17 protein-coding genes and 5 tRNA genes are annotated in these 22,386 nt (G+C 41.2%); 3 read left to right on the top strand and 19 right to left on the bottom strand.

Annotation, left to right across the window (positions count from 1 at the left end):
- Positions 1 to 237: 237 nt before the first annotated feature.
- Positions 238 to 684, top strand: coding sequence for an H-NS histone family protein (locus B0X70_RS06325; protein ID WP_046395558.1), 447 nt, complete (start codon positions 238 to 240; stop codon positions 682 to 684).
- Positions 685 to 3,638: 2,954 nt separating this feature from the next.
- On the opposite strand, the gene tyrA is transcribed toward B0X70_RS06325, so the two are convergent.
- The 8 genes from tyrA to ffh form a co-directional block, all read right to left on the bottom strand.
- Entirely contained in the window at positions 3,639 to 4,760 is a 1,122-nt protein-coding gene (gene tyrA / locus B0X70_RS06320; RefSeq protein WP_105396160.1) for a bifunctional chorismate mutase/prephenate dehydrogenase, read from the bottom strand.
- Between the two features lie 5 nt (positions 4,761 to 4,765).
- Positions 4,766 to 5,860 carry a 3-deoxy-7-phosphoheptulonate synthase gene (locus B0X70_RS06315; RefSeq protein WP_269468757.1) on the bottom strand — a complete coding sequence of 365 codons (1,095 nt, stop codon included), beginning with the start codon at positions 5,858 to 5,860 and terminating at the stop codon, positions 4,766 to 4,768.
- 518 nt (positions 5,861 to 6,378) lie between these two features.
- Positions 6,379 to 7,185, bottom strand: coding sequence for an alpha/beta fold hydrolase (locus tag B0X70_RS06310; protein WP_246593458.1), 807 nt, complete (start codon positions 7,183 to 7,185; stop codon positions 6,379 to 6,381).
- Between the two features lie 337 nt (positions 7,186 to 7,522).
- Entirely contained in the window at positions 7,523 to 7,876 is a 354-nt protein-coding gene (gene rplS / locus B0X70_RS06305; protein WP_036814090.1) for a 50S ribosomal protein L19, read from the bottom strand.
- A 64-nt stretch (positions 7,877 to 7,940) separates the two neighbouring features.
- Positions 7,941 to 8,693, bottom strand: coding sequence for a tRNA (guanosine(37)-N1)-methyltransferase TrmD (gene trmD, locus B0X70_RS06300; protein WP_217471150.1), 753 nt, complete (start codon positions 8,691 to 8,693; stop codon positions 7,941 to 7,943).
- Between the two features lie 39 nt (positions 8,694 to 8,732).
- Entirely contained in the window at positions 8,733 to 9,281 is a 549-nt protein-coding gene (rimM, locus tag B0X70_RS06295; RefSeq protein ID WP_036782333.1) for a ribosome maturation factor RimM, read from the bottom strand.
- Positions 9,282 to 9,299: 18 nt separating this feature from the next.
- On the bottom strand, positions 9,300 to 9,548 hold the full coding sequence (rpsP, locus tag B0X70_RS06290; protein WP_036814097.1) for a 30S ribosomal protein S16: 249 nt from the start codon (positions 9,546 to 9,548) through the stop codon (positions 9,300 to 9,302).
- A gap of 136 nt (positions 9,549 to 9,684) precedes the next feature.
- Positions 9,685 to 11,046, bottom strand: coding sequence for a signal recognition particle protein (gene ffh / locus B0X70_RS06285; RefSeq protein ID WP_105398119.1), 1,362 nt, complete (start codon positions 11,044 to 11,046; stop codon positions 9,685 to 9,687).
- A gap of 185 nt (positions 11,047 to 11,231) precedes the next feature.
- Between ffh and B0X70_RS06280 the strand changes: the two genes are divergently transcribed.
- Together B0X70_RS06280 and B0X70_RS06275 are read left to right on the top strand one after the other, a co-directional pair.
- Positions 11,232 to 12,023 carry a cytochrome C assembly family protein gene (locus tag B0X70_RS06280; protein ID WP_036814103.1) on the top strand — a complete coding sequence of 264 codons (792 nt, stop codon included), beginning with the start codon at positions 11,232 to 11,234 and terminating at the stop codon, positions 12,021 to 12,023.
- A 39-nt stretch (positions 12,024 to 12,062) separates the two neighbouring features.
- Positions 12,063 to 13,355, top strand: a complete 1,293-nt coding sequence (locus tag B0X70_RS06275; RefSeq protein ID WP_217471149.1) for an HlyC/CorC family transporter — start codon at positions 12,063 to 12,065, stop codon at positions 13,353 to 13,355.
- Positions 13,356 to 13,462: 107 nt separating this feature from the next.
- Here the strand turns inward: B0X70_RS06275 and luxS are convergent, their stop codons facing one another.
- The 11 genes from luxS to pncC form a co-directional block, all read right to left on the bottom strand.
- The gene (luxS, locus tag B0X70_RS06270; RefSeq protein WP_036782343.1) at positions 13,463 to 13,978 is read right to left on the bottom strand and encodes an S-ribosylhomocysteine lyase; all 516 of its coding nucleotides are present in this window, start codon (positions 13,976 to 13,978) and stop codon (positions 13,463 to 13,465) included.
- A 152-nt stretch (positions 13,979 to 14,130) separates the two neighbouring features.
- Positions 14,131 to 15,690, bottom strand: coding sequence for a glutamate--cysteine ligase (gene gshA, locus B0X70_RS06265; protein WP_110085930.1), 1,560 nt, complete (start codon positions 15,688 to 15,690; stop codon positions 14,131 to 14,133).
- 310 nt (positions 15,691 to 16,000) lie between these two features.
- A tRNA-Arg gene (locus B0X70_RS06260) sits at positions 16,001 to 16,077 on the bottom strand.
- A gap of 88 nt (positions 16,078 to 16,165) precedes the next feature.
- Positions 16,166 to 16,242, bottom strand: a tRNA-Arg gene (locus B0X70_RS06255).
- Positions 16,243 to 16,330: 88 nt separating this feature from the next.
- Positions 16,331 to 16,407, bottom strand: a tRNA-Arg gene (locus B0X70_RS06250).
- Between the two features lie 88 nt (positions 16,408 to 16,495).
- A tRNA-Arg gene (locus B0X70_RS06245) sits at positions 16,496 to 16,572 on the bottom strand.
- Positions 16,573 to 16,582: 10 nt separating this feature from the next.
- Positions 16,583 to 16,675, bottom strand: a tRNA-Ser gene (locus tag B0X70_RS06240).
- A 387-nt stretch (positions 16,676 to 17,062) separates the two neighbouring features.
- On the bottom strand, positions 17,063 to 17,248 hold the full coding sequence (gene csrA / locus B0X70_RS06235) for a carbon storage regulator CsrA (RefSeq protein ID WP_002209449.1): 186 nt from the start codon (positions 17,246 to 17,248) through the stop codon (positions 17,063 to 17,065).
- Between the two features lie 246 nt (positions 17,249 to 17,494).
- The gene (gene alaS / locus B0X70_RS06230; RefSeq protein WP_217471148.1) at positions 17,495 to 20,125 is read right to left on the bottom strand and encodes an alanine--tRNA ligase; all 2,631 of its coding nucleotides are present in this window, start codon (positions 20,123 to 20,125) and stop codon (positions 17,495 to 17,497) included.
- 446 nt (positions 20,126 to 20,571) lie between these two features.
- Positions 20,572 to 21,639: a recombinase RecA gene (recA, locus tag B0X70_RS06225; RefSeq protein WP_046394746.1), complete on the bottom strand. Its 1,068-nt coding sequence runs from the start codon at positions 21,637 to 21,639 to the stop codon at positions 20,572 to 20,574.
- Positions 21,640 to 21,815: 176 nt separating this feature from the next.
- Positions 21,816 to 22,373, bottom strand: a complete 558-nt coding sequence (gene pncC / locus B0X70_RS06220) for a nicotinamide-nucleotide amidase (protein WP_217471147.1) — start codon at positions 22,371 to 22,373, stop codon at positions 21,816 to 21,818.
- Between the last annotated feature and the right edge of the window lie 13 nt (positions 22,374 to 22,386).

Genomic DNA, 22,386 nt, shown 5'->3' with positions numbered 1-22,386 from the left:
CTGAATGTGACAAAACCGGTGTTAATAAAAACCACGTTTTATCTGTCGCCACGGTTTTAAAGCCTGGAAAAAACCGCAAGCATATCGTGAAAAAGAAGGCAAAAACTTTAATCATTAAAGGTAAAACAGAAATGATTAAAGCTTTTTTAAAGCAAGTAAAAAATCTGGTGTTATACTGACACCGGAAGAGAAAACATCAGAAAAGACAGGTTTTAAACTTATTAACAAGGTGACAAAATGACAACATTAACCATAGAACAAGAATATGAGATTGTATCAAACCATTTATCAAGAATATCCACATTAAGAAGATTTGCGCAAACAAAAGATGTTGAATGGTTAGATGATGTTTACAAAGCATTAGAGGTAGTCGTTCAAGAAAACAAAGAAATCTTCAGATTAATGAGTTTAGAAGCGGAACAAAAAGAACAAAAACGTTTAGAAATATTAAGGCTGATTGAAGAAACCGGCCTTGATCTTAAGACCATTAATATACCTGTTACCGTCTCTAGTTTTAAAGCTAAAAAATCAAATGCAGGAAAAGGAAAGACGAGAAAACCTAAGTATCAGTTTAATGAAAATGGAGAAGTTAAATACTGGTCAGGAAACGGGAAAAAACCATCAGGTTTACAAAAACTCCTCAATGAAGGTCATTCATTAAATGAATTTTTAATTCAGAAATAAAACGCCTCAGAATGAGAATAGCCTCATAGGTTTATCATCTGTTTAATACTATTTACTTTCCTTTTTTGCTTGCATTCGCTTTTTGGGACGATCGCAAGCGCCTTTTTATGGGCGATTAACTCGGTTATTAATTAAAAAAGTGTAAAAAAACGGGCACCCATTAATGCCAAATTTTTAAAAGGTAAAGATCATCTAAAAACAGCTTACTCCCCGCTTATTCATCAGCGATGCTATATCCCAATTATTTTACGAAACAGGTTATAAAAATAACGCAATAAAAAAGGGGTAAAACGGTTAATCTGTCAGGATTTAAGCCCTGAAAATAGAGTTGATTATCTAAAAGAATATCTTTACATCGTTAGGCCATTTACTGGCTGATTTAAAAAAAATAAAGGGTAATGACTGATAAAAACCTCTCAAGATTGTCAATAAAAACGGAGTCAGTAAAGATAAAGCAAGGATGATTAACATTCGTTAAATATAAAACACGATATCCCATTGTGATTAAACCTAATAAAAAACAGGTGTAAAAAAAGATAAAAATAGTGTTAAAACCTTATACCGATTAAACCCAGAAGCTAAACCATGACTTTTAATAACAATTTAAAAATTGCCCATCGTAAAACCATCAGTGAAAAATAAGCAATAAAAATCGGTTTTGTTAATGCTTAAAGAGAATATGATTAATGCTTATTGAGCGTAAAACACCACATAATACCATGATGGTTAAACTTTAATAAAACAAGGCATTAAAAGAGGGGAAAACAACTGTTAAAACCTGTACTATCTCAGCTTTAACAATTACCGGTTATTTATAATGTATCTGTCAGATTAAATCCGGTTCAGCTTTTTTTCCCCAGATTCATTTACCATCTAAAAAGCAGACGTTAAAAGGGGAAAAAATACGATTAAAACCGTATGCCATTAAATCCAGAAACTAAAACCATGACTTTTAATAACAACTTTAAAACCGCCCATCGTAAAACCATCAGTGAAAAATAAGCAATAAAAATCGGTTTTGTTAATGCTTAAAGCGGATATGATTAATACTCATTGAGCGTAAAACACCACATACCATGATGGTTAAACTTTAATAAAACAGGGCATTAAAAGAGGGGAAAACAACTGTTAAAACCTGTACTATCTCAGCTTTAACAATTACCGGTTATTTATAATGTATCTGTCAGATTAAATCCGGTTCAGCTTTTCTTCCCCAGATTCATTTACCATCTAAAAAGCAGACGTTAAAAGGGGTAAAAATACGATTAAAACCGTATGCCATTAAATCCAGAAATTAAAACCATGACTTTTAATAACAACTTTAAAACCGCCCATCGTAAAACCATCAGTGAAAAATAAGCAATAAAAATCGGTTTTGTTAATGTTTAAAACGAAGATGATTAATACTCATTGAACGTAAAACCACATACCATGATGGTTAAACTTAGTAAAAAACAGGTGTAAAAAAGGGGTAAAACATGGTTAAAACTCTATACCGATTAAACCCAGAAGTTAACACCATGACTTTTAATAACAACTAAAAAACTGCCCATCGTAAAACCATCAGTAAAAAATAAGCAATGAAAATCGATTTTGTTAATGTTTAAAACGAATATGATTAATGCTCATTAAGCGTAAAAAACGACATACCATGATGGTTAAACTTAATAAAAAAGGCATTAAAGGGGATAAAAACACGATTAAAAATTTATACCAATTAAATCCAGAAGTTAAAACTTAAAACCATGACTTTTAATAATCACTTGAAAACCACCTATCATAAAACTATCAGTAAGAAATAAAAACCGGTTTTGTTAATGTTTAAAACGAAGATGATTAATACTCATTAAACGTAAAACCACATACCATGATGGTTAAACTTTAATAAAAAAGGCATTAAAAAAGGGAAAACAACTGTTAAAACCTGTACTATCTCAGCTTTAACAATTACCGGTTATTTATAAGGTATCTGTCAGATTAAATCCGGTTCAGCTTTTTTCCCCAGATTCATTTACCATCTAAAAAGCAGGTATTAAAGGAGGTAAAAACATGGTTAAAACCGTATACCGATTAAACCCGGAAGTTAACACCATGACTTTTAATAACAACTTAAAAACTGCCATCGTAAAACCATCAGTAAAAAATAAGCAATGAAAATCGATTTTATTAATACTTAAAGCGAATATGATTAATGCTCATTAAACGTAAGACCACATACCATGATGGTTAAACTTAGTAAAAAACAGGGATAAAAAAGTGGTAAAACATGGTTAAAACTCTATACCGATTAAACCCAGAAGTTAACACCATGACTTTTAATAACAACTTAAAAACTGCCCATCATAAAGCTATCAGTAAAAAATAAAAACTGGCTTTATCAATGCTTACATACCTAGAAAAAAAGATAAATGAAAATATGAATAGGTTTATCCGTTTACCAGAAAATATATCTCCCCAAAAACCATCTTTAATAACGTTTTCAACCGGTGAATAACCTTTTCCTAAACCAGTTAAATAACTCGATGATAAAAAACCAGCGTAACAAAACCCGCAAATAAATAATTTAACCAAATAATAACTCAGCTATTTTCAGCATTATTATATTGCTCATCTCCCATGTAAAATTGCAATACCTTAAATACGCCAGTTTAAACTTGCTTTATACGACTTTAATCCGTCCAATAGCATTGCTTTTTTACGGTTTAATTTAAGCTATTCCTCTATTTTATGCCTTTAATGTGATCTAATCTGCAAAGCCTTTCACCCTCATTAATACAATTAAATTTGTCAGCAATTTGAACAGGGTATTGTCATATCCGATTCTTTTTATACCCGTTATCTTTCAAGTTGCCTCTTTGTTGGCTGCACTCGCTCACCCCGGTCACATAGTTCGTATGCTCCCGGGGATTCACTCCCTTGCCGTCGCGATGCATCTTGAAATCCATAGGATATAGCTATTGGCGGCTATCATTCGCTTGTTGAAGCAATACCCTGCTCTCTCTCATAAAATGAGGCGCATAATCACCAAACCATTCACTAACATCTTCAAAACTGCTGACAAAAGCCCGTTTATCCCGGCTTTCCAATATCCCTAACGCTTGTCCAAAACTTTGATGATAACGGCGTATAAGATCAATATTCTCTGGTGATGACATAATAATATCCGCGTAAAGCTGAGGATCTTGCGCAAACAACCGCCCGACCATGATCAGTTCCAAACGGTAAATAGGCGAAGATATTGATAACAGTTGTTGTAAATCAGCACCTTCCTGTGCGAGATGTTGCCCATAAGCAAATGTCGTGAAATGGCGCAACGCCTGAATAAAGCTCATGTTTTTATCATGCTGTTCAGGACTCATTTGATGCAAGCAAGCCCCCCAAATCAACAACTGTTCTAAAAACCATTGATAAGCTTCCTCTTGACGTCCGTCACAGTAAACAACAACTTGTTTTACCAAACTACCGACATCCGGCCCAAACATAGGATGTAATCCCAACACTGGACCTTTATGCACATCAAGCATAGCTTGTAATGGCTGCTGTTTAACGGACGCCAAATCCACCAAAATGCAATGGTCAGGTAATGGCGGTAAACGGCGAATAACCTCTTCTGTCAAATGGATAGGCACACTGATAATCACCATACCCACTCCCGCCAGAATCTGCTCCGCGTCAGGCCAATCTTGTGGCTCCAGATTTTTGACTTCATAACCAGACAATGTTAACAAGCGGCCAAACAGTTTCCCCATTTTGCCCAAGCCACCAACAATGACTATCGGCCCCAATTGAGGACAAAGCGTTTTAAACCCTTTGTTATTTTCACTGGTGTAGGACTCCCGCATAATACGGCGCAGAATATCTTCAATTAAATCAGGTGGAACACCAAACTCTTCGGCCTCCTGCCGACGTGAAGCAAGCATCGCCATTTCTCTGTCAGGCGCATAAATTGATAACCCATTCTGGCTTTTTACCTCACCAATCTCTGCAACCAATTCCAGACGCTTTGCCAGTAAGCCCAGCAAAGCTTTATCCACTTCATCAATCTTATCCCGCAATTGAGATAATTCAGCCGCCATATTTATTATCCCGCTTTTTTCAGTACTGTCATTCTTTGCGACAATTGCCTGCTAAGTTGCTGATGTAATTTTCTTAGAATCGCCTCTGTCGTCTGCCAACTAATACACGCGTCAGTCACTGATACGCCATATTTCATTTCACTACGCGGTTGCTCAGAGGATTGATTACCCTCATTAATGTTGCTTTCCAACATAATGCCAGTAATAGAGCGATTCCCTGAAATGATCTGATCCGCAACAGAATCCACAACCAAACTTTGGCGACGAAAATCCTTGTTAGAGTTACCATGACTACAATCAATCATCAAGGATGGCAATAATCCAGACTGAATCATTTGCTGTTCACATTCCATTACATGTTGGGCGCTGTAATTAGGGGTCTTACCTCCACGCAAGATAATATGTCCATTCGGGTTTCCTTGAGTTTGTAATAAACACACCTGCCCCGATTGATTTATTCCCACAAAACGGTGTGGCATAGCGGCGGCACACATCGCATTAATTGCCGTGCTCAAGCTACCATCAGTCCCATTTTTAAAACCAACAGGCATAGATAAACCTGAAGCCATTTCACGGTGTGTCTGAGATTCCGTGGTTCTCGCGCCAATTGCAGACCAACTGAATAAATCCCCCAAATATTGTGGACTATTCGGATCTAAAGCTTCTGTTGCAAGAGGTAATCCCATTTTAACCAAACTGAGTAGTAAGCGGCGGGCAATATGCAGGCCAGCTTCCACATCAAATGAACCATCCATGAATGGATCATTAATAAGACCTTTCCAACCCACGGTTGTACGAGGCTTTTCAAAATAGACACGCATGACGATGTACAAGCTATCACTCAATTCAGCAGAAAGGGCGGCCAAACGGTGAGCATAATCCAAAGCCGCGTCTACGTCATGAATAGAACAAGGACCACACACTACCAGCAAACGGGGATCACGGAGCTGAACAATGTCAGCAATAGTTTTACGCGCGTTTGCAATAACATGCAGATCATCATTGCTCAGTGGATATTGTTGCTTTAATTCTTTTGGAGTGATAAGAATTTGCTCACCACTGATGTGAACGTTATTAAGTACATCTCTTTGCATGAACATGTCGATTTTCTCCTCAAATTATCATTCTGTACTCATTTGTTTTTATGCATTTGACTAATAACATATCACGCGTCGTAAAGAATACAATCCAAAAGTGTAAACAAATCTAAAACACTGTAAATTATTGTTTACAAAAAATGAAAAAGGAGTCAATTCAATGATAAATCTATTCTAGAACCAATTAATAAGATTAAAATTATTTCATATGGAAAAATATTAGAAATAATTATCTTAAAATAAGATTAATATCAGAACAAATAGGCAATGTTTTATGATCGTTAATCTTTCATTTTTCCATTTAAAATCATCAGGTAAAAAATATATTTATCTCATTTCTATTACTAAAAACAGAGAATATCAATAATCTCAGTCTATATTTTATATAAAGTTACCGAATGCACCCATAAAATATTAAGCTATATCCAATCCTCTTTTTCATTAATTTAATTAAGGAAAGTCAACACACTAATGTCAACGGTCTGAGGCCGGATTTTCCGGCCTCTTTATTAAAATATTTGTTACAGAGCTTGCTGTAAAAAAGCAATTAATTCCTGATTAACTTTATGGGGTTGCTCTAATGTGGAAATATGCCCTGCATCCTGGATAATAATATGATCACAGTGCAATATTTCAGCCATCAAATAACCTTCCAGAGGCGGGCGAGGCGTATCTTGTTCACCAGTAATAACCAGCGAGGGAATATCTAATTTTTCCAACAAATGCATTCTATCTTCACGCCCAAATATTATTCTACCTAACGGAACAACACTATTACGCAATGTTTCCGCAGGAATGGCTACCAGACGCTGAGTTAATTCATCAACCAAATGTTGAGCCGGTTGCTGACTAAAGAAGGCTGGCGCTATCTGCTGTTGCAAAATAGATTGAGGAATTGCACCAGCCTGCTCTATCGCATCCAACATGGCAAAGTATTTTGTATGAGTCACCTCAGGTTCTAATCCGACAAAGGTATCCATCAAAACCAGTGCCTTAACTCTGTCCGGCGCCATCTCTACCAACTCAATTCCCCACATACCGCCAGCGGATAACCCAATGATAGCGAACTCTTTAATGCCAAGTTGATCCATCAACGCTAGGTAATCCCGAGCTAAATCAGCTAAAGTGCGATGTTGTTCTGGTAGCTCTCCCGAATTTCCATGTCCCCAGAGATCAGGAACAATCACCCGGTATTTTTTACTTAAAGCCTCGATCTGAGGCGCCCACATAGTAGAATCAAACAAATAGCTATGCCCTAGTAATAACGGGAAACCTTCACCTTCATCTCGGTAAGCCATTGTTTTGTTGTGTATTTTAAAAGTTTTCAAAGCAAATCCTTATCGTCAGTTAATCACGTCTGAAATTATTCTAAGACTCTCAAAATAATTGTCTTTAAGATTATTACAATCTGATAATAATGTATTGCCGAATCATTTATCGATGAGTAAAAATCCTCCTTCATAAAAGGGGACATTGATTTCACCCCAGAGGGACGTAATAAAAGATCCTCCAAAAAACTCGCCCGTATTCAACCTGTTTTTTCATTACAATAAACCAAATTGATGACCACGCCCACAAAACGTGGTTTTAAATCGGAGATAAAAAAAAGAGGCCAGCAATTGCTGACCTCTTTTAATGATAACTTTCGGATGTAACGAAAGCGTATTATTTGCTGTTCAGACGCTCTTTAATACGAGCGGCTTTACCAGAACGCTCACGCAGATAGTACAATTTAGCTCTACGAACAGCACCACGACGTTTAACGTTAATGCTGTCTACGACTGGGGAGTGAGTCTGGAATACACGCTCAACACCTTCGCCGTTAGAAACTTTGCGAACAGTGAATGCAGAGTGCAGACCGCGGTTACGGATAGCGATAACCACGCCCTCGAATGCCTGCAGACGTTTCTTAGCACCTTCTACGACCCATACCTTAACTTCCACGGTGTCACCCGGACGGAATGAAGGTACGTCTTGCTTCATCTGCTCTTGTTCAAGTTGTTTAATAATGTTGCTCATAATAATTCTCTTACCCTAGGTAAACTGATATATCAGAGACATTCCCTTCGGGGATATGTCTGGATTAATTAGTTGCTTCAGCTAGATGTTCCCGTTGGAACTCTATTAGCAATATCCTTTGCTCGTCAGTCAGAGCTAGGTTTTCCAGAAGTTCAGGTCTTCTAAGCCAGGTCCGGCCAAGCGATTGTTTCAGCCGCCAGCGATTAATTTCAGCATGATTTCCAGACAGCAATACTGGTGGAACTTCCATACCATCTAATACCTCCGGGCGAGTATAGTGCGGACAATCCAGCAATCCATCAGCAAAAGAGTCCTCTTCCGCCGATGCCTGACGCCCCAGAACACCCGGTATGAACCGAGAAACGGAGTCGATCATCGTCATTGCAGGGATTTCACCACCGCTGAGTACGTAATCACCGACAGACCACTCTTCGTCAATCTCGGTTTGGATCACCCGCTCATCTATCCCTTCATAGCGGCCGCAAATCAAAATCAGTTTTTCATTTGTTGCCAGCTCACAAACCCCTTGTTGGTTGAGTTTGCGTCCCTGAGGTGAAAGATAAATCACTTTTGCGCCTTCGCCTGCCGCAGTTTTTGCTGCATGAATGGCTTCCCGTAAAGGCTGAACCATCATCAACATGCCTGGACCACCGCCATAAGGTCGATCGTCAACGGTACGATGCCGGTCATAGGTAAAATCCCGTGGATTCCAGCATTCAATACTTAACAGGCCATTTTTCACTGCCCGGCCAGTTACCCCATAATCGGTTATTGCGCGGAACATTTCAGGAAACAGGCTAATAACCCCAATCCACATTATCGCGTCCCACTCATTTCAACCGCTTATAACCGGAGTTTAAAAACCAGGATCCCAATCTACTTCAATGGTTTTAGTAGCGAGATCGACTTTCTTGATAACCTGCCCATCAAGAAACGGAATTAGCCGTTCCTTGATACCGAATGCATCTTTCAAGTTTGCTTTAATTACCATTACGTCGTTAGAACCGGTTTCCATCATGTCATTGACAGTCCCCAAGTTATAACCCGCGGTGTTGATTACCTGGCAACCTATTAAGTCTTTCCAGTAGTAATCACCCGCATCCAGCTCTGGCAGTTGTTCTGAATCTACAATAATTTCGCAATTAGTCAGTAAATTCGCAGCATCCAGATCATCAATACCTTTGATTTTGATGATCATATCCTGATTGTGGTGTTTCCAGGCTTCCAGTTCGATGTGTTGCCACCGACCTGCCCGTTGAATAAACCACGGTTGATACTCAAAAATGTCTTCGGCATGTTCGGTGGAAGAAAAAACTCTGAGCCAACCACGAATACCATAAGTTGAACCTAGTTTTCCCAATACAATTGGGTTTACAGGCGGTTCAAAACAGGTTTGCTTGCTCATAGTTACCACCGCGACAGATTAAGCTGCTTTTTTGGCGTCTTTGATCAGTGTAGAAACACGATCAGACACAGTTGCACCCAGACCAATCCAATGTTCGATACGGTCCAGATCTAAACGCAGTGCTTCTGCTTTCCCTGTTGCAATAGGGTTGAAGAAGCCAACACGCTCGATAAAGCGACCATCACGCGGGCTGCGGCTATCGGTCACGACTACTTGGTAAAACGGACGCTTTTTGGCGCCGCCACGAGCTAAACGAATTGTTACCATAACATCCTCATTAGTTAACAAAACAACCAGACTTCATCGAGGAACGAAGTCCGGTTGTCAGATAAAAAGCCCGAAAAGTTTACTCACTTTGGCGCAAAAAGCAATCCAAAGTGGATATTCTTCGAGACTTTATCGATTAACGGCCCATAAATCCGGGTGGCATCATGCCTTTCATACCACGCATCATTTTTGCCAGGCCGCCTTTTTTCATCTTTTTCATCATGCGCTGCATTTCGTCGAATTGTTTAAGCAAGCGGTTAACATCTTGAACCTGAGTGCCTGAACCATTGGCAATACGACGTTTACGAGAGCCTTTAATTATTTCCGGTTTTTGCCGTTCTTTACGTGTCATGGAATTGATAATCGCTTCCATTTTCACCAGAATTTTATCGTCCATCTGGGATTTCACTGCATCTGGCACTTGAGACATTCCCGGCATTTTGCTTAACATGCTGGCCATTCCCCCCATGTTACGCATCTGCTTTAGCTGATCTAGAAAGTCATTTAAATCGAAACCGTCACCTTTCTTTAATTTAGAAGCCAGCTTTTCAGCCTGAGTGCGATCGACTTTACTTTCAATCTCTTCAATCAGGGAAATGACATCGCCCATTCCAAGGATGCGAGAGGCAATACGATCCGGGTGAAACGGCTCCAACGCATCCGTTTTTTCACCAACACCCAGGAATTTAATCGGCTTACCGGTAATATGACGAATAGATAGCGCAGCACCGCCACGAGCATCGCCGTCGACTTTAGTTAACACCACACCGGTCAGCGGCAATGCTTCATTGAAAGCTTTCGCGGTATTAGCCGCATCCTGCCCCGTCATCGCATCAACAACAAACAGGGTTTCCACTGGATTAATGGCTTTATGAACCTGTTTGATTTCATCCATCATCGCTTCGTCAACATGCAGACGACCCGCCGTATCCACCAAAAGCACATCATAGAATTTCAATTTGGCATGCTGTACCGCTTGAGTCACGATATCAACGGGTTTTTCCTGAGCGTCAGAAGGATAAAAATCAATACCCACTGCCTGCGCCAAGGTTTCAAGCTGTTTGATAGCCGCTGGCCGATAGACGTCGGCAGATACCACCAAAACTTTTTTCTTCTGTTTTCCTTTTAGAAAACTACCGAGCTTGGCGACGCTGGTCGTTTTACCCGCGCCTTGCAGGCCCGCCATTAATACGACGGCAGGAGGCTGAGTAGAAAGATTCAGTTCACTGTTAACTTCCCCCATCGCCTTAACGAGTTCATTCTGAACAATTTTGACAAACTCTTGGCCGGGAGTAAGGCTTTTATTAACCTCGTGGCCTACCGCGCTCTCTTTAACGCACGAAATAAAATCACGCACTACAGGCAATGCAACATCAGCTTCAAGTAAAGCCATGCGAACTTCACGCAGTGTCTCTTTAATATTGTCTTCGGTCAGTCGCCCACGGCCACTGATATTGCGCAATGTGCGCGATAGTCTGTCGGTTAGATTATCAAACATTGTCTCTGCTCAATTTTTTTAAAATGGGCTACCTGTAAGGCGTATTTCGCAAATTATAACACGATGGTAAAGGATCTCTGCACAGAGATTCGCACCAATGCTTAACAACGGTTGGAGGCTATCCTTGCTGGCGGTATACTTAAGCTTTAATTCAACCAAAGACTATCGCTAAAACGGCTAATGCTATGCCAGTATTTTCTATAATTTCTTTATTCGCTTATTTACTCAGCTTGGTACTGATTATTCCCAACTTACTGCGGAAATCGAAAGGATACCGCAGGCTGGCATTACTTTCTGCGATTGTCGCTTTAACTTGTCATGCTATTGCACTTAAGTATCAGATCTTCCACGTTAGCAGTGGGCAAAACCTCACTCTTCTAAACCTAGGTTCTATTGTCAGTTTACTGACTTGTATCATCATGACAATTGTTGCTTCTCATGGCCGCGCCTGGTTCCTGCTACCCATTGTCTACAGTTTTTCCATGATAAATTTGGTCCTGGCGAGTCTGATGCCAGGTGAATTCATTACCCATCTAGAGGCCAGCTTTGAATTATCTATTCATATTGGCTTAGCGCTTCTTGGTTACGCAACTTTACTTATCGCTGCATTATATGCATTACAACTTGGATGGTTGGATCATCAGCTTAAAAACAAAAAACTCTCTTTCACGCCAGATATGCCCCCATTAATGTTCATTGAACGCAAAATGTTTCATATCACTCAGGTTGGCGTAATATTGCTAACACTGACTCTCTGTACCGGCATCCTCTATATAGATAATATTTTCAGTAGCGAAAATATCCACAAAGCAATTTTGTCTATCATCGCGTGGTTTGTTTACATTGTTTTATTATGGGGCCACTACCATGATGGATGGCGCGGTAAACGCGTTATCTGGTTTAACCTGATCGGCGCATTTACTCTAACACTCGCCTATTTCGGCAATCGATTATTGCAGGAAATCATGGTTTACTAGGAGTATGATGTCCAATCAATACTTGGAAGGAATTCCGCTTTGGAGCATGTCTCAACAAGCACATTACTGATTATTTTAGTCATCATGGTCATTGTCTCAGCTTATTTCTCCGCCTCCGAGACAGGTATGATGACAATGAATCGTTATCGCTTACGTCATCTGGCAAAGCAGGGGAATCGCTCTGCCCGCAGAGTTGAAGCATTACTTCGTCATCCTGAGCAGCTTATCAGCCTGATTCTTATCGGTAATAATCTGGTTAATATTCTTGCCTCAGCACTCGCTACTATCATTGGCATGCGTCTTTATGGCGATGCCGGAGTCGCTATCGCAACCGGTATTCTGACGTTTATCGTACTGATATTTTCTGAAGTTATGCCAAAAACGATAGCCGCCCTCTATCCTGAAAGAGTCGCTTTTCCGAGCAGTTTTTTGCTCCGCCCGTTACAGAAAATCATGCTGCCGTTAGTTTGGACGCTAAATAAAATTACTTTATTGTTAATGCGTTGCCTTGGTATCAAACATCCTACTGGCTCTAATCACGCAATTAGCAAAGATGAGCTCCGCACTATTGTAAATGAATCAAATGCCAAGCTATCACAGCAACATCAGGATATGCTGACTTCAATTTTAGATCTGGAAAAAGTCACAATCGGCGACATTATGGTTCCCCGTAATGAAATTATTGGCATTGATATTAATGATGACTGGAAATCCATCATACGGCAATTAACTCATTCACCTCACGGCCGGATCGTGCTTTATCGTGATTCGCTTGATGACGCTATCGGCATGCTTCGTGTACGTGAAGCTTACCGACTGATGACAGAAAAAAAAGAGTTCACCAAAAGAAATCTGATTAAAGCAGCAGATAAAATCTATTATGTTCCAGTCAGCACACCGCTTAATATCCAGTTAGTGAATTTCCAACGCAATAAGGAAAAAGCCGGGCTCATCGTTGATGAATACGGTGATATTCAAGGACTAGTCACTGTTGAAGATATCCTCGAAGAGATTGTCGGTGATTTTACAACATCCATGTCCCCTTCTCTAGCAGAAGAAGTTTCACCACAAAGCGACGGCACTATTTTGGTTGATGGGACAGCCAATATCCGCGAATTAAATAAAGCCTTTAACTGGGCATTGCCTATTGATGGGCCACGAACGGTTAATGGTATGGTGCTTGAAGAGTTAGGAGAAATACCTGATCTTAATGTACAAGTACAAATCGGCAAATATAACTTTGAAGTACTTTCAGTGAACGATAATGTCATTAAACAAGTTCGAGTCACTCCCATTAGCCAATTTCCTGAGCAAGAAGTACAAGCTATTTAAATCGCCGCGAAAAATTAACACCGCTGGAGGTATATCACCAACCTCCAACGGCAAATTCCTGTTAATACTTCATCTCAGGAACCCAAAATATTATCACTGCTATGGAACTACACTTTCAATTCAGTCAGTTTTTCTTCCGGTAATGCCAACTCGTCATTCTTATTAACGAGGACGTCTGAATCAAGGATATGACGTGCAATATCCTGGGCTTCTGTCAGTGAATGCATGTGATAAGTACCACATTGGTAAATATTTAGCTCTGGGATCTGGCTCTGATCTTTCACTTTCAAAACATCAGCCATCGCCGCTTTCCATGCGTCCGCAACGCGTATTTCCGCCGGTGCGCCAATCAAGCTCATATAAAAACCTGTTCGACATCCCATTGGCGATATATCAATAATTTCAACCCCCTCGCCATTGAGGTGGTTGCGCATAAAACCAGCAAACAAATGTTCAAGTGTATGAATACCCTTTTCAGGCATAACCTGTTTATTGGGTACGCAGAAACGTAAGTCAAAAACTGTGATGGTGTCGCCATGAGGCGTTTTCATAGTCTTAGCAACTCTTACGGCTGGCGCATTCATACGAGTATGGTCAACAGTAAAACTATCCAGTAAAGGCATTTCTTCATCTCCACAAAAAATTCAGATTTTTCTTCAAGCAAATGAAACTTTTTCATCTGCCACCGGTCATAAAGAATGAAAGAAGCGTTATTATTATCCCTATTCTCTAGAAAATCCCATTTGGCCACTTTTACTTGTGGCCATTTTCTTTTCTAGCATCCCGTCTGTTGCTTCAGATACTCATCAAAACTCATCGTATCCTCACGTTCCAACGCGTCTTGTCGCTCTACGGAGGCCCTGCGTTCTATAGCAAACTGTTCGTCGCTAATAACCTCATATTTTTCATTGATCAGTTGCTGATGGTATTCATCTGCCAGTTCCAGTCCAAAACCACCAATACCCTGGCTCTTCATTTTTTCCAGCACGCGAGCCGATAAAGTCAGTGATGAATCATCAAACATAGCAATTAATTCTTCGCAAACCTTTTGATATTGTGTGCCAGAACAACTATCCAATATTGCGGCAACCCGTTTCAAGTCACTAAATAACTTTTTGCCGACTTTTGCCAACGGCTCTTCCACACTTCCACAACCAAGACCAATCATTTGCCCTGGTTTACGCCCTTCAAGGATCACTCTATCCCAGTTCTTACGGCAACAATCTAATTCATCACTGCCCATCTCAGGCGCTTCGGCAAGCACGCACCATATTAAGAATAGGTCAAGAAAACGGATTTGTGTTTCATTGACGCCAATCGCGGCAAATGGATTAATATCCAATGAACGAACTTCGATATATTCCACTCCCCCACGCAGCAACGCATCAGAAGGCGATTCATTCTCTTTTGTGACACGTTTAGGTCGGATTGGCGCATACAACTCATTTTCAATTTGTAAGACGTTGGTATTGAGCTGAATATGTTTATCACCTTGCTTAATACCCAATTTAGCAAACTCATCAGATGGCTTATGAATCGCTTTTTTCAACCCGTCAATATAGGTGTGTAGGTTATTAAACGTAATATTCAGATCACTTTGTGATTTATTGGTGTACCCCAGATTACTCATTCTTAGTGAAGTCGCATAAGGCAGATAACAAGTTCCATCTTCTGTCCGATCAAAAAGAAAAGAGGTTTCTCTTCCACGTAAGAACGAGGAACAAATTGCCGGAGAAGCGCCAAACAAGTATGGGATCACCCATCCAAAGCGGTAATAGTTACGGATCAAGCGGAAATAGCCATTAGAGATCTGCTCTTTACCACTCTCTGTATCTTCAATACCAGCCCAGGCGCGCCAGAACTCAATTGGCAATGAAAAATTATAATGAACCCCGGATATGGTCTGCATTAACGCGCCATAACGATTTTTTAACCCTTCACGGTATAAAGTCTTATAGCGACCAACATTCGATGTGCCATATTGAGCCAGAGTAATGTTCTCCTCCGCATCAATAAAGCATGGCATACTCAATGGCCACATTTTTTCTTTATCCAGCATACGCGCCGTGTGACGATGAATATCGCTAAGAAAAGAAATCGTATATTTTATGTCATCATTAACTGGTGTTATGAACTCCAACAATGACTCTGCAAAATCAGTAGTAATCCATTTATGCGTAAGCGCTGCACCAAGTGCTTTAGGATGTTCCGTTATGGCTAAACTACCATCGGAAGTAATACGCAATGTTTCACGTTCAACACCGCGACGAATTCCATTTAAAATTGTCGGATGCGCCTCTAGCCATGATAGAGCCTTTGATACGTCCGGGATCAATTCGACCTCCCGTAGTGTTTTAGAAGAATTTTTATAAGGGTTTACTTTATCTTAAACAAGTCAAATTGTCGCTGATTAGATATATACCCGTCATCTTTCAAGTTGCCTCTTTGTTGGCGGCACTCACTCACCCCGGTCACATAGTTTGCTATGCTCCCGGGGATTCGCTCCTTTGCCGTCGCGATGCCTCTTGAAATCCATAGGGTATAGCAGCAAAAACATTTCAGCGTCATACAAAGAGCGAGTTGGTTATGTGACAACACGGACAGCCGGAAAGGAAAAAGCCCTGCTGTTGAAGCAGGGCTTGATATGGCGCATCCAGAAGGATTCGAACCTCCGACCGCTCGGTTCGTAGCCGAGTACTCTATCCAGCTGAGCTATGGATGCATGTTCAGTTTTTCACTCTTGGTAAAAGACAGTAGTTGCTTCTATTACCTGAGTGGTGCCTTGGACGACTTCATCTCAAGGCTAAATATGGCGCATCCAGAAGGATTCGAACCTCCGACCGCTCGGTTCGTAGCCGAGTACTCTATCCAGCTGAGCTATGGATGCGTGTTCAGTTTTTCATTCTTGATAAAAGGTAGTAGTTGCTTCTATTACCTGAATGGCGCCTCAGATAATTTCATCTCAAGGCTAAATATGGCGCATCCAGAAGGATTCGAACCTCCGACCGCTCGGTTCGTAGCCGAGTACTCTATCCAGCTGAGCTATGGATGCGTGTTCAATTTTTCACTCTTGGTAAAAGGCAGTAGTTGCTTCTATTACCTGAATGGCGCCCCAGATGATTTCATCTTAAGGCTAAATATGGCGCATCCAGAAGGATTCGAACCTCCGACCGCTCGGTTCGTAGCCGAGTACTCTATCCAGCTGAGCTATGGATGCGTGGTTTAAATGGCGGTGAGAGAGGGATTCGAACCCTCGATGCAGCTCTTAACCGCATACTCCCTTAGCAGGGGAGCGCCTTCAGCCTCTCGGCCATCTCACCGTACGCTTTCTTTCGAATCGCGACTCAGAACTTTTATTTAAGCTCCTCGTCACTGCGTGGCGCACATATTACTTTCCCAGACTTATAAGTCAAACAATTTTTCTAAACCTGTGTTTATTTGAACACTTCACACACAAGATGTTTAGTTTGCCGTCAAAAAGTGTGCTTTATCAGCAGTAAATTATCACAACCTCAATTGAAGTACATACAAATCGTTATTCGCCACAATAGCATGATAGGAACATGCTGTTCTTACGATAGAAAAACAAAAAAGATGGGAAAATAGACAAGAGTTTAAGAAATTAGCAAGACCTAAAAATACCAACAGAGGTGAGATCCCTCAAAAATGGCGCCCGGTTCTGACAGAGATAGGACGCCAACTTAGAGTCAGTAAGTTGTTGGCTGAGACTTTTCGGCCTGAATCCGCTGATAAATTTCTTCACGGTGAACAGAAACTTCTTTAGGGGCATTTACACCAATACGAACTTGGTTACCTTTAACCCCCAGTACTGTAACTGTTACCTCATCGCCTATCATGAGCGTTTCACCAACTCGACGAGTCAGAATAAGCATTCTTTGCTCCTTGAAAATTTAAAAGAGTCGGGTCTTTCGGTTTCCCCGCTATTATCCATCAAACACCGTGAAAACGTAAAACAATGGTATATGCTTAAAGTATAAGCAATTTTAAGCGCATTTCCTACCTATATAGTTTAGCCAAAATAAATAAATATGCGCTTAACCTTTTAACAATTTCACAACAAGATTTCAAGACACCACAAAAACAACGCTATGATGCCCCGTAAACTCAGGTAATACCGCTTATAGCCGCGATGCTACCCACTCTTCCACGCTATCCAAAGCAGAAGGCAATGCTTCAACATCAGAACCACCTGCCTGGGCCATATCAGGACGACCACCGCCTTTACCACCGATCTGCTGAGCTACAGAAGAAATTAACTCACCTGCTCTTATTTTAGCAGTCAGATCCTTTGTGACACCAACAATTAAGCTGACTTTATCATCACTTATAGTGGAAAGCACAATAATCGCTGAACCTAGTTGATTTTTTAGATCATCAACCATCGTTCTCAACATCTTAGGTTCTGTATTACTTAACTGACTGACCAGCAACTTCACACCCTTCACTTCTTTCGCTTTGCTTGCTAAAGAAGAGCTCTCTTGTGCAGCCTGCTGATCTTTAAGCTGTTGAAGCTCTTTTTCCAACGCTTTGGTTCTATCCAGCGTCACCCGTACTTTTTCACTCAGGCTATGGATATCACTTTTCACTAATTGAGCAATATCTTGAAGTAAATCAACCTGTTGATGTACAGATTCCACCGCTTTTTTACCTGTAATCGCTTCGATCCTACGGATACCCGCAGCCGTTCCAGATTCAGCAATAATACGGAACAAGCCAATATCACCGGTGCGATTTGCATGAGTCCCTCCACATAATTCAGTGGAAAAATCCCCCATTGACAGTACGCGAACTTGTTCTTCATATTTTTCACCAAACAGTGCCATCGCACCTTTGGCTTTTGCTGTTTCCAGATCCATCAATTCAGTAACAACAGGTGAATTTTGACGAACTTCGGCATTAACCAAATCCTCAACCTGACGGATCTGTTCTGGTTTCATCGCTTCAAAGTGAGAAAAATCAAAGCGAAGGTATTTATCGTTAACCAGAGAGCCTTTCTGTGATACGTGCTCACCCAAAACTTGACGTAACGCAGCATGTAACAGATGGGTTGCTGAGTGATTCAAACGAATTGCATCACGACGTTCAATATCAATAACCGCATTGATGTTACGGTTTACACTTAAGGTACCTTTTTCAAGCTTACCAATATGACCAATAGCCTGACCATATTTTTGTGTATCAATAACACAAAAAGCACAATCGGCATTACTCAGAATGCCTGAGTCACCAACTTGTCCACCAGATTCAGCATAAAAAGCGGTCTTATCCAATATAACAATCGCTTCTTCACCCGCTTGAATTTGATCGACTGATTCACCATCACGGAAGATAGCAGTTACTGTTGCCTGCTGTTCGTTATGATCGTAACCAGAGAAATCACTGCGTTCATCAACTTTGATCAATTCATTATAATCGGTGCCGAAACCACTTGATTCACGAGCACGACGACGCTGATTTTCCATTGCCAGGGCAAATCCCGCTTCATCAACGCTAATATTACGCTCACGGCAAACATCAGCGGTTAAATCCACAGGGAAACCATAGGTATCATACAGACGGAAAGCCGTTTCGCCATCCAGAATATCACCGGACAGTTTTGCCAGTTCATCGTCTAACAATTGCAGACCACGTTCCAGAGTACGAGCAAACTGCTCTTCTTCTGTTTTCAAGATCTGCTCAACAATGGTTTGCTGGCGTTTAAGCTCTTCTCCCGCAGCACCCATCACGTCTATCAATGGCGCAACCAGTTTGTAGAAGAAGGTATCTTTAGCCCCCAACATGTTACCGTGACGGATAGCTCGGCGGATAATACGACGCAGAACATAACCACGGTTTTCATTAGAAGGAGCAACACCATCACAAATCAAAAATGCACATGAACGAATGTGATCAGCAATAACCCGCAGAGATTTATTACTCAGATCATCTGTAGCGCCAGTGACATTAGCAACAGCAGTAATCAAATCACGGAACAGATCGATCTCATAGTTAGAATTGACGTGCTGCAATACAGCGGCGACGCGCTCCAGCCCCATCCCCGTATCTACTGATGGTTTTGGCAACGGCTCCATCGTGCCATCAGCATGACGGTTGAACTGCATAAAGACGATATTCCAGATTTCAATATATCTGTCATCATCTTCCTCCGAGCTTCCTGGCGGTCCACCCCAGATATGTTCACCATGATCATAAAAAATTTCAGTGCAAGGGCCGCAAGGACCGGTATCACCCATTTGCCAGAAGTTATCCGATGCATAAGGCGCGCCTTTGTTATCACCAATGCGGATAATTCTTTCTGTTGGTATGCCGACTTCGTTCTTCCAAATATCATAGGCTTCATCATCTGTCTGATAGACAGTCACCCATAATTTTTCTTTAGGCAAATTGAACCAATCTTTGCCCGTCAGAAGTTCCCAAGCATAATTAATAGCATCATGTTTGAAATAGTCACCAAAACTGAAATTACCGAGCATCTCAAAAAAAGTATGATGGCGTGCGGTGTAACCTACATTTTCTAAATCGTTATGTTTACCACCGGCACGAACACAACGCTGAGCAGTTGTTGCCCGGGAATAAGATCTTTTGTCCTGTCCAAGAAATAGATCCTTAAACTGGTTCATCCCTGCGTTGGTAAATAGCAGTGTTGGGTCATTATTTGGCACCAAAGAACTACTTGGTACGATTTGATGCCCTTTAGTATGAAAAAAGTCGAGAAACGCTTGACGGATCTCAGCGGTGCTTTTGCTCATAATTGTCCCGAAATCAAGCTGGAAAAAACAGATTTATGAATTGGTTAGGTGGGATATTCCATCACCTACTTTCAACTCACGAATAAACAAAGTGGGGATAAGATAAAAGTTCTTCTATTAGAAGTATACCCGTCATCTTTCAAGTTGCCTCTTTGTTGGCTGCACTCGCTCACCCCGGTCACATAGTTACCTATGCTCCCGGGGATTCACTCCCTTGCCGTCGCGACGCATCTTGAAATCCATAAGGTATAAAATCCCAGACACATCCATTCGCTGGCAGCATTGTAAATCGTCTGGGTATTTTCTGAAAGCATGATCGCATAATATGGATAATACTTGCTTTCTGAGAGAAGAAACCGCGTCATTATTAACGCGGTATAAGTTTGATGACAAAACTTTTACAGTTTTAATCCGAGAATTACAGACTACCGATATAATGAGTCAGATTAGAATTCTTCGTTATTCATCTCTTCGTTTTCATCGCCTTCGTAATCAGAAGCGGCACTACTGAATTCGCCGGCATTATGCAACAGCATTTCACGTAATTTTTTATCCAGTTCAGCAGAAATTTCAGGATGCTCTTTCAGGTAGATGGTAGCATTCGCTTTGCCCTGACCAATTTTATCGCCATTATAGCTGTACCATGCACCCGCTTTTTCCACCAATTTATGCTTCACGCCTAAATCGATTAATTCACCATAAGTGTTAATGCCTTCGCCATACATAATCTGGAATTCTGCTTGCTTAAATGGCGCTGCCACTTTGTTTTTGACTACCTTAACACGGGTTTCGCTACCAACAACCTCTTCGCCATTTTTCACAGAACCAATGCGGCGAATATCCAGACGAACAGAAGCATAGAATTTCAGCGCGTTACCACCGGTTGTGGTTTCAGGATTACCGAACATGACGCCAATTTTCATACGGATCTGGTTGATAAAGATCAACAACGTATTAGAGCTTTTCAAATTACCGGCCAGTTTACGCATTGCCTGACTCATCATTCGAGCTGCCAGCCCCATATGAGAATCACCAATTTCCCCTTCTATTTCGGCTTTTGGCGTTAAGGCAGCTACGGAGTCTACGATAATGACATCAACAGCGCCGGAACGTGTCAACGCATCGCAGATCTCAAGAGCCTGTTCTCCGGTATCGGGTTGAGAGCACAACAGATTATCAATATCAACGCCCAACTTCTTAGCATAGATAGGATCAAGGGCGTGTTCAGCATCAATAAACGCACAGGTTTTACCTTCACGTTGTGCCGCGGCGATAACCTGTAATGTCAGCGTTGTCTTACCAGAAGATTCCGGGCCATAAATTTCAACAATACGCCCCATCGGCAGGCCACCAGCACCTAATGCAATATCCAGTGACAATGAACCCGTGGAGATAGTTTCAACGTCCATTGAACGGTCTTCGCCCAAACGCATGATGGAACCTTTACCAAACTGTTTTTCAATTTGGCCTAGTGCCGCCGCTAGTGCTTTTTGTTTATTTTCATCAATAGCCATTTTTACTCCCTCGTAAGCAATGAAAGGGCTCTCTCACTGCCGATGAATAATTTTTAATACTGAAATGTTGCCTACAATTATACTGTATAATCATACAGCATCAAGTTAATTTTTTATACCCGTCATCTTTCAAGTCGCCTCTTTGTTGGCGGCACTCACTCACCCCGGTCACATAGTTACCTATGCTCCCGGGGATTCGCACCCTTGCCGTCGCTATCCATCTTGAAATCCATAGGGTATATAATCTCTGATAACAATGTTTTCAGAGAATAAATGACAGCTTGAAGGCGTACTTCATTTCGATCACCGTTAAAACAACAATTGCGGGACACAACTTCTACCCCATTTACCGTCAGATATGCAAACCCAAACCACACGGTACCAACAGGTTTTTCTTCGCTACCGCCATCAGGCCCGGCAATGCCACTGACTGAAACCGCCAGATCTGCCCGCGCAGCTTTCAGCGCTCCTGCGGCCATTTCTCTCACCACCTGTTCACTAACAGCCCCATATTGCTGTAAAACAGCTTCTGACACGCCCAGCATTTGATGCTTAGCTTTATTACTGTATGTCACAAAGCTTCGGTCAAAATAAGCAGAACTACCGGCAATATCTGAAATTGTTTTCGCCAACCAGCCACCGGTGCAAGATTCAGCGCAGGTCACCCACAGTTTTTGCTGTCTCAACTTCTCTCCCAGTTCAATACTAAGCTGAGTCAGAATTTTTTCACTCATAACACACTCTTTA

Origin of the sequence: Photorhabdus akhurstii (assembly GCF_019090985.1) — a bacterium.
In the GTDB taxonomy this organism is placed as follows: domain Bacteria; phylum Pseudomonadota; class Gammaproteobacteria; order Enterobacterales; family Enterobacteriaceae; genus Photorhabdus; species Photorhabdus akhurstii.
Note: the sequence above shows the minus strand (reverse complement) of the source record. Positions and strands in the feature narration are given on the sequence as shown.

What these genes read in the sequence shown, in the direction of transcription:
- B0X70_RS06315 (WP_269468757.1), bottom strand. Translation starts at nt 5,860, where the DNA reads ATGTTCATGCAAAGAGATGTACTTAATAACGTTCACATCAGTGGTGAG.
- alaS (WP_217471148.1), bottom strand. Translation starts at nt 20,125, where the DNA reads ATGAGCAAAAGCACCGCTGAGATCCGTCAAGCGTTTCTCGACTTTTTT.
- csrA (WP_002209449.1), bottom strand. Translation starts at nt 17,248, where the DNA reads ATGCTTATTCTGACTCGTCGAGTTGGTGAAACGCTCATGATAGGCGAT.
- recA (WP_046394746.1), bottom strand. Translation starts at nt 21,639, where the DNA reads ATGGCTATTGATGAAAATAAACAAAAAGCACTAGCGGCGGCACTAGGC.
- rplS (WP_036814090.1), bottom strand. Translation starts at nt 7,876, where the DNA reads ATGAGCAACATTATTAAACAACTTGAACAAGAGCAGATGAAGCAAGAC.
- luxS (WP_036782343.1), bottom strand. Translation starts at nt 13,978, where the DNA reads ATGCCTTTACTGGATAGTTTTACTGTTGACCATACTCGTATGAATGCG.
- trmD (WP_217471150.1), bottom strand. Translation starts at nt 8,693, where the DNA reads ATGTGGATTGGGGTTATTAGCCTGTTTCCTGAAATGTTCCGCGCAATA.
- B0X70_RS06325 (WP_046395558.1), top strand. Translation starts at nt 238, where the DNA reads ATGACAACATTAACCATAGAACAAGAATATGAGATTGTATCAAACCAT.
- rimM (WP_036782333.1), bottom strand. Translation starts at nt 9,281, where the DNA reads ATGAGCAAGCAAACCTGTTTTGAACCGCCTGTAAACCCAATTGTATTG.
- tyrA (WP_105396160.1), bottom strand. Translation starts at nt 4,760, where the DNA reads ATGGCGGCTGAATTATCTCAATTGCGGGATAAGATTGATGAAGTGGAT.
- pncC (WP_217471147.1), bottom strand. Translation starts at nt 22,373, where the DNA reads ATGAGTGAAAAAATTCTGACTCAGCTTAGTATTGAACTGGGAGAGAAG.
- B0X70_RS06280 (WP_036814103.1), top strand. Translation starts at nt 11,232, where the DNA reads ATGCCAGTATTTTCTATAATTTCTTTATTCGCTTATTTACTCAGCTTG.
- rpsP (WP_036814097.1), bottom strand. Translation starts at nt 9,548, where the DNA reads ATGGTAACAATTCGTTTAGCTCGTGGCGGCGCCAAAAAGCGTCCGTTT.
- ffh (WP_105398119.1), bottom strand. Translation starts at nt 11,046, where the DNA reads ATGTTTGATAATCTAACCGACAGACTATCGCGCACATTGCGCAATATC.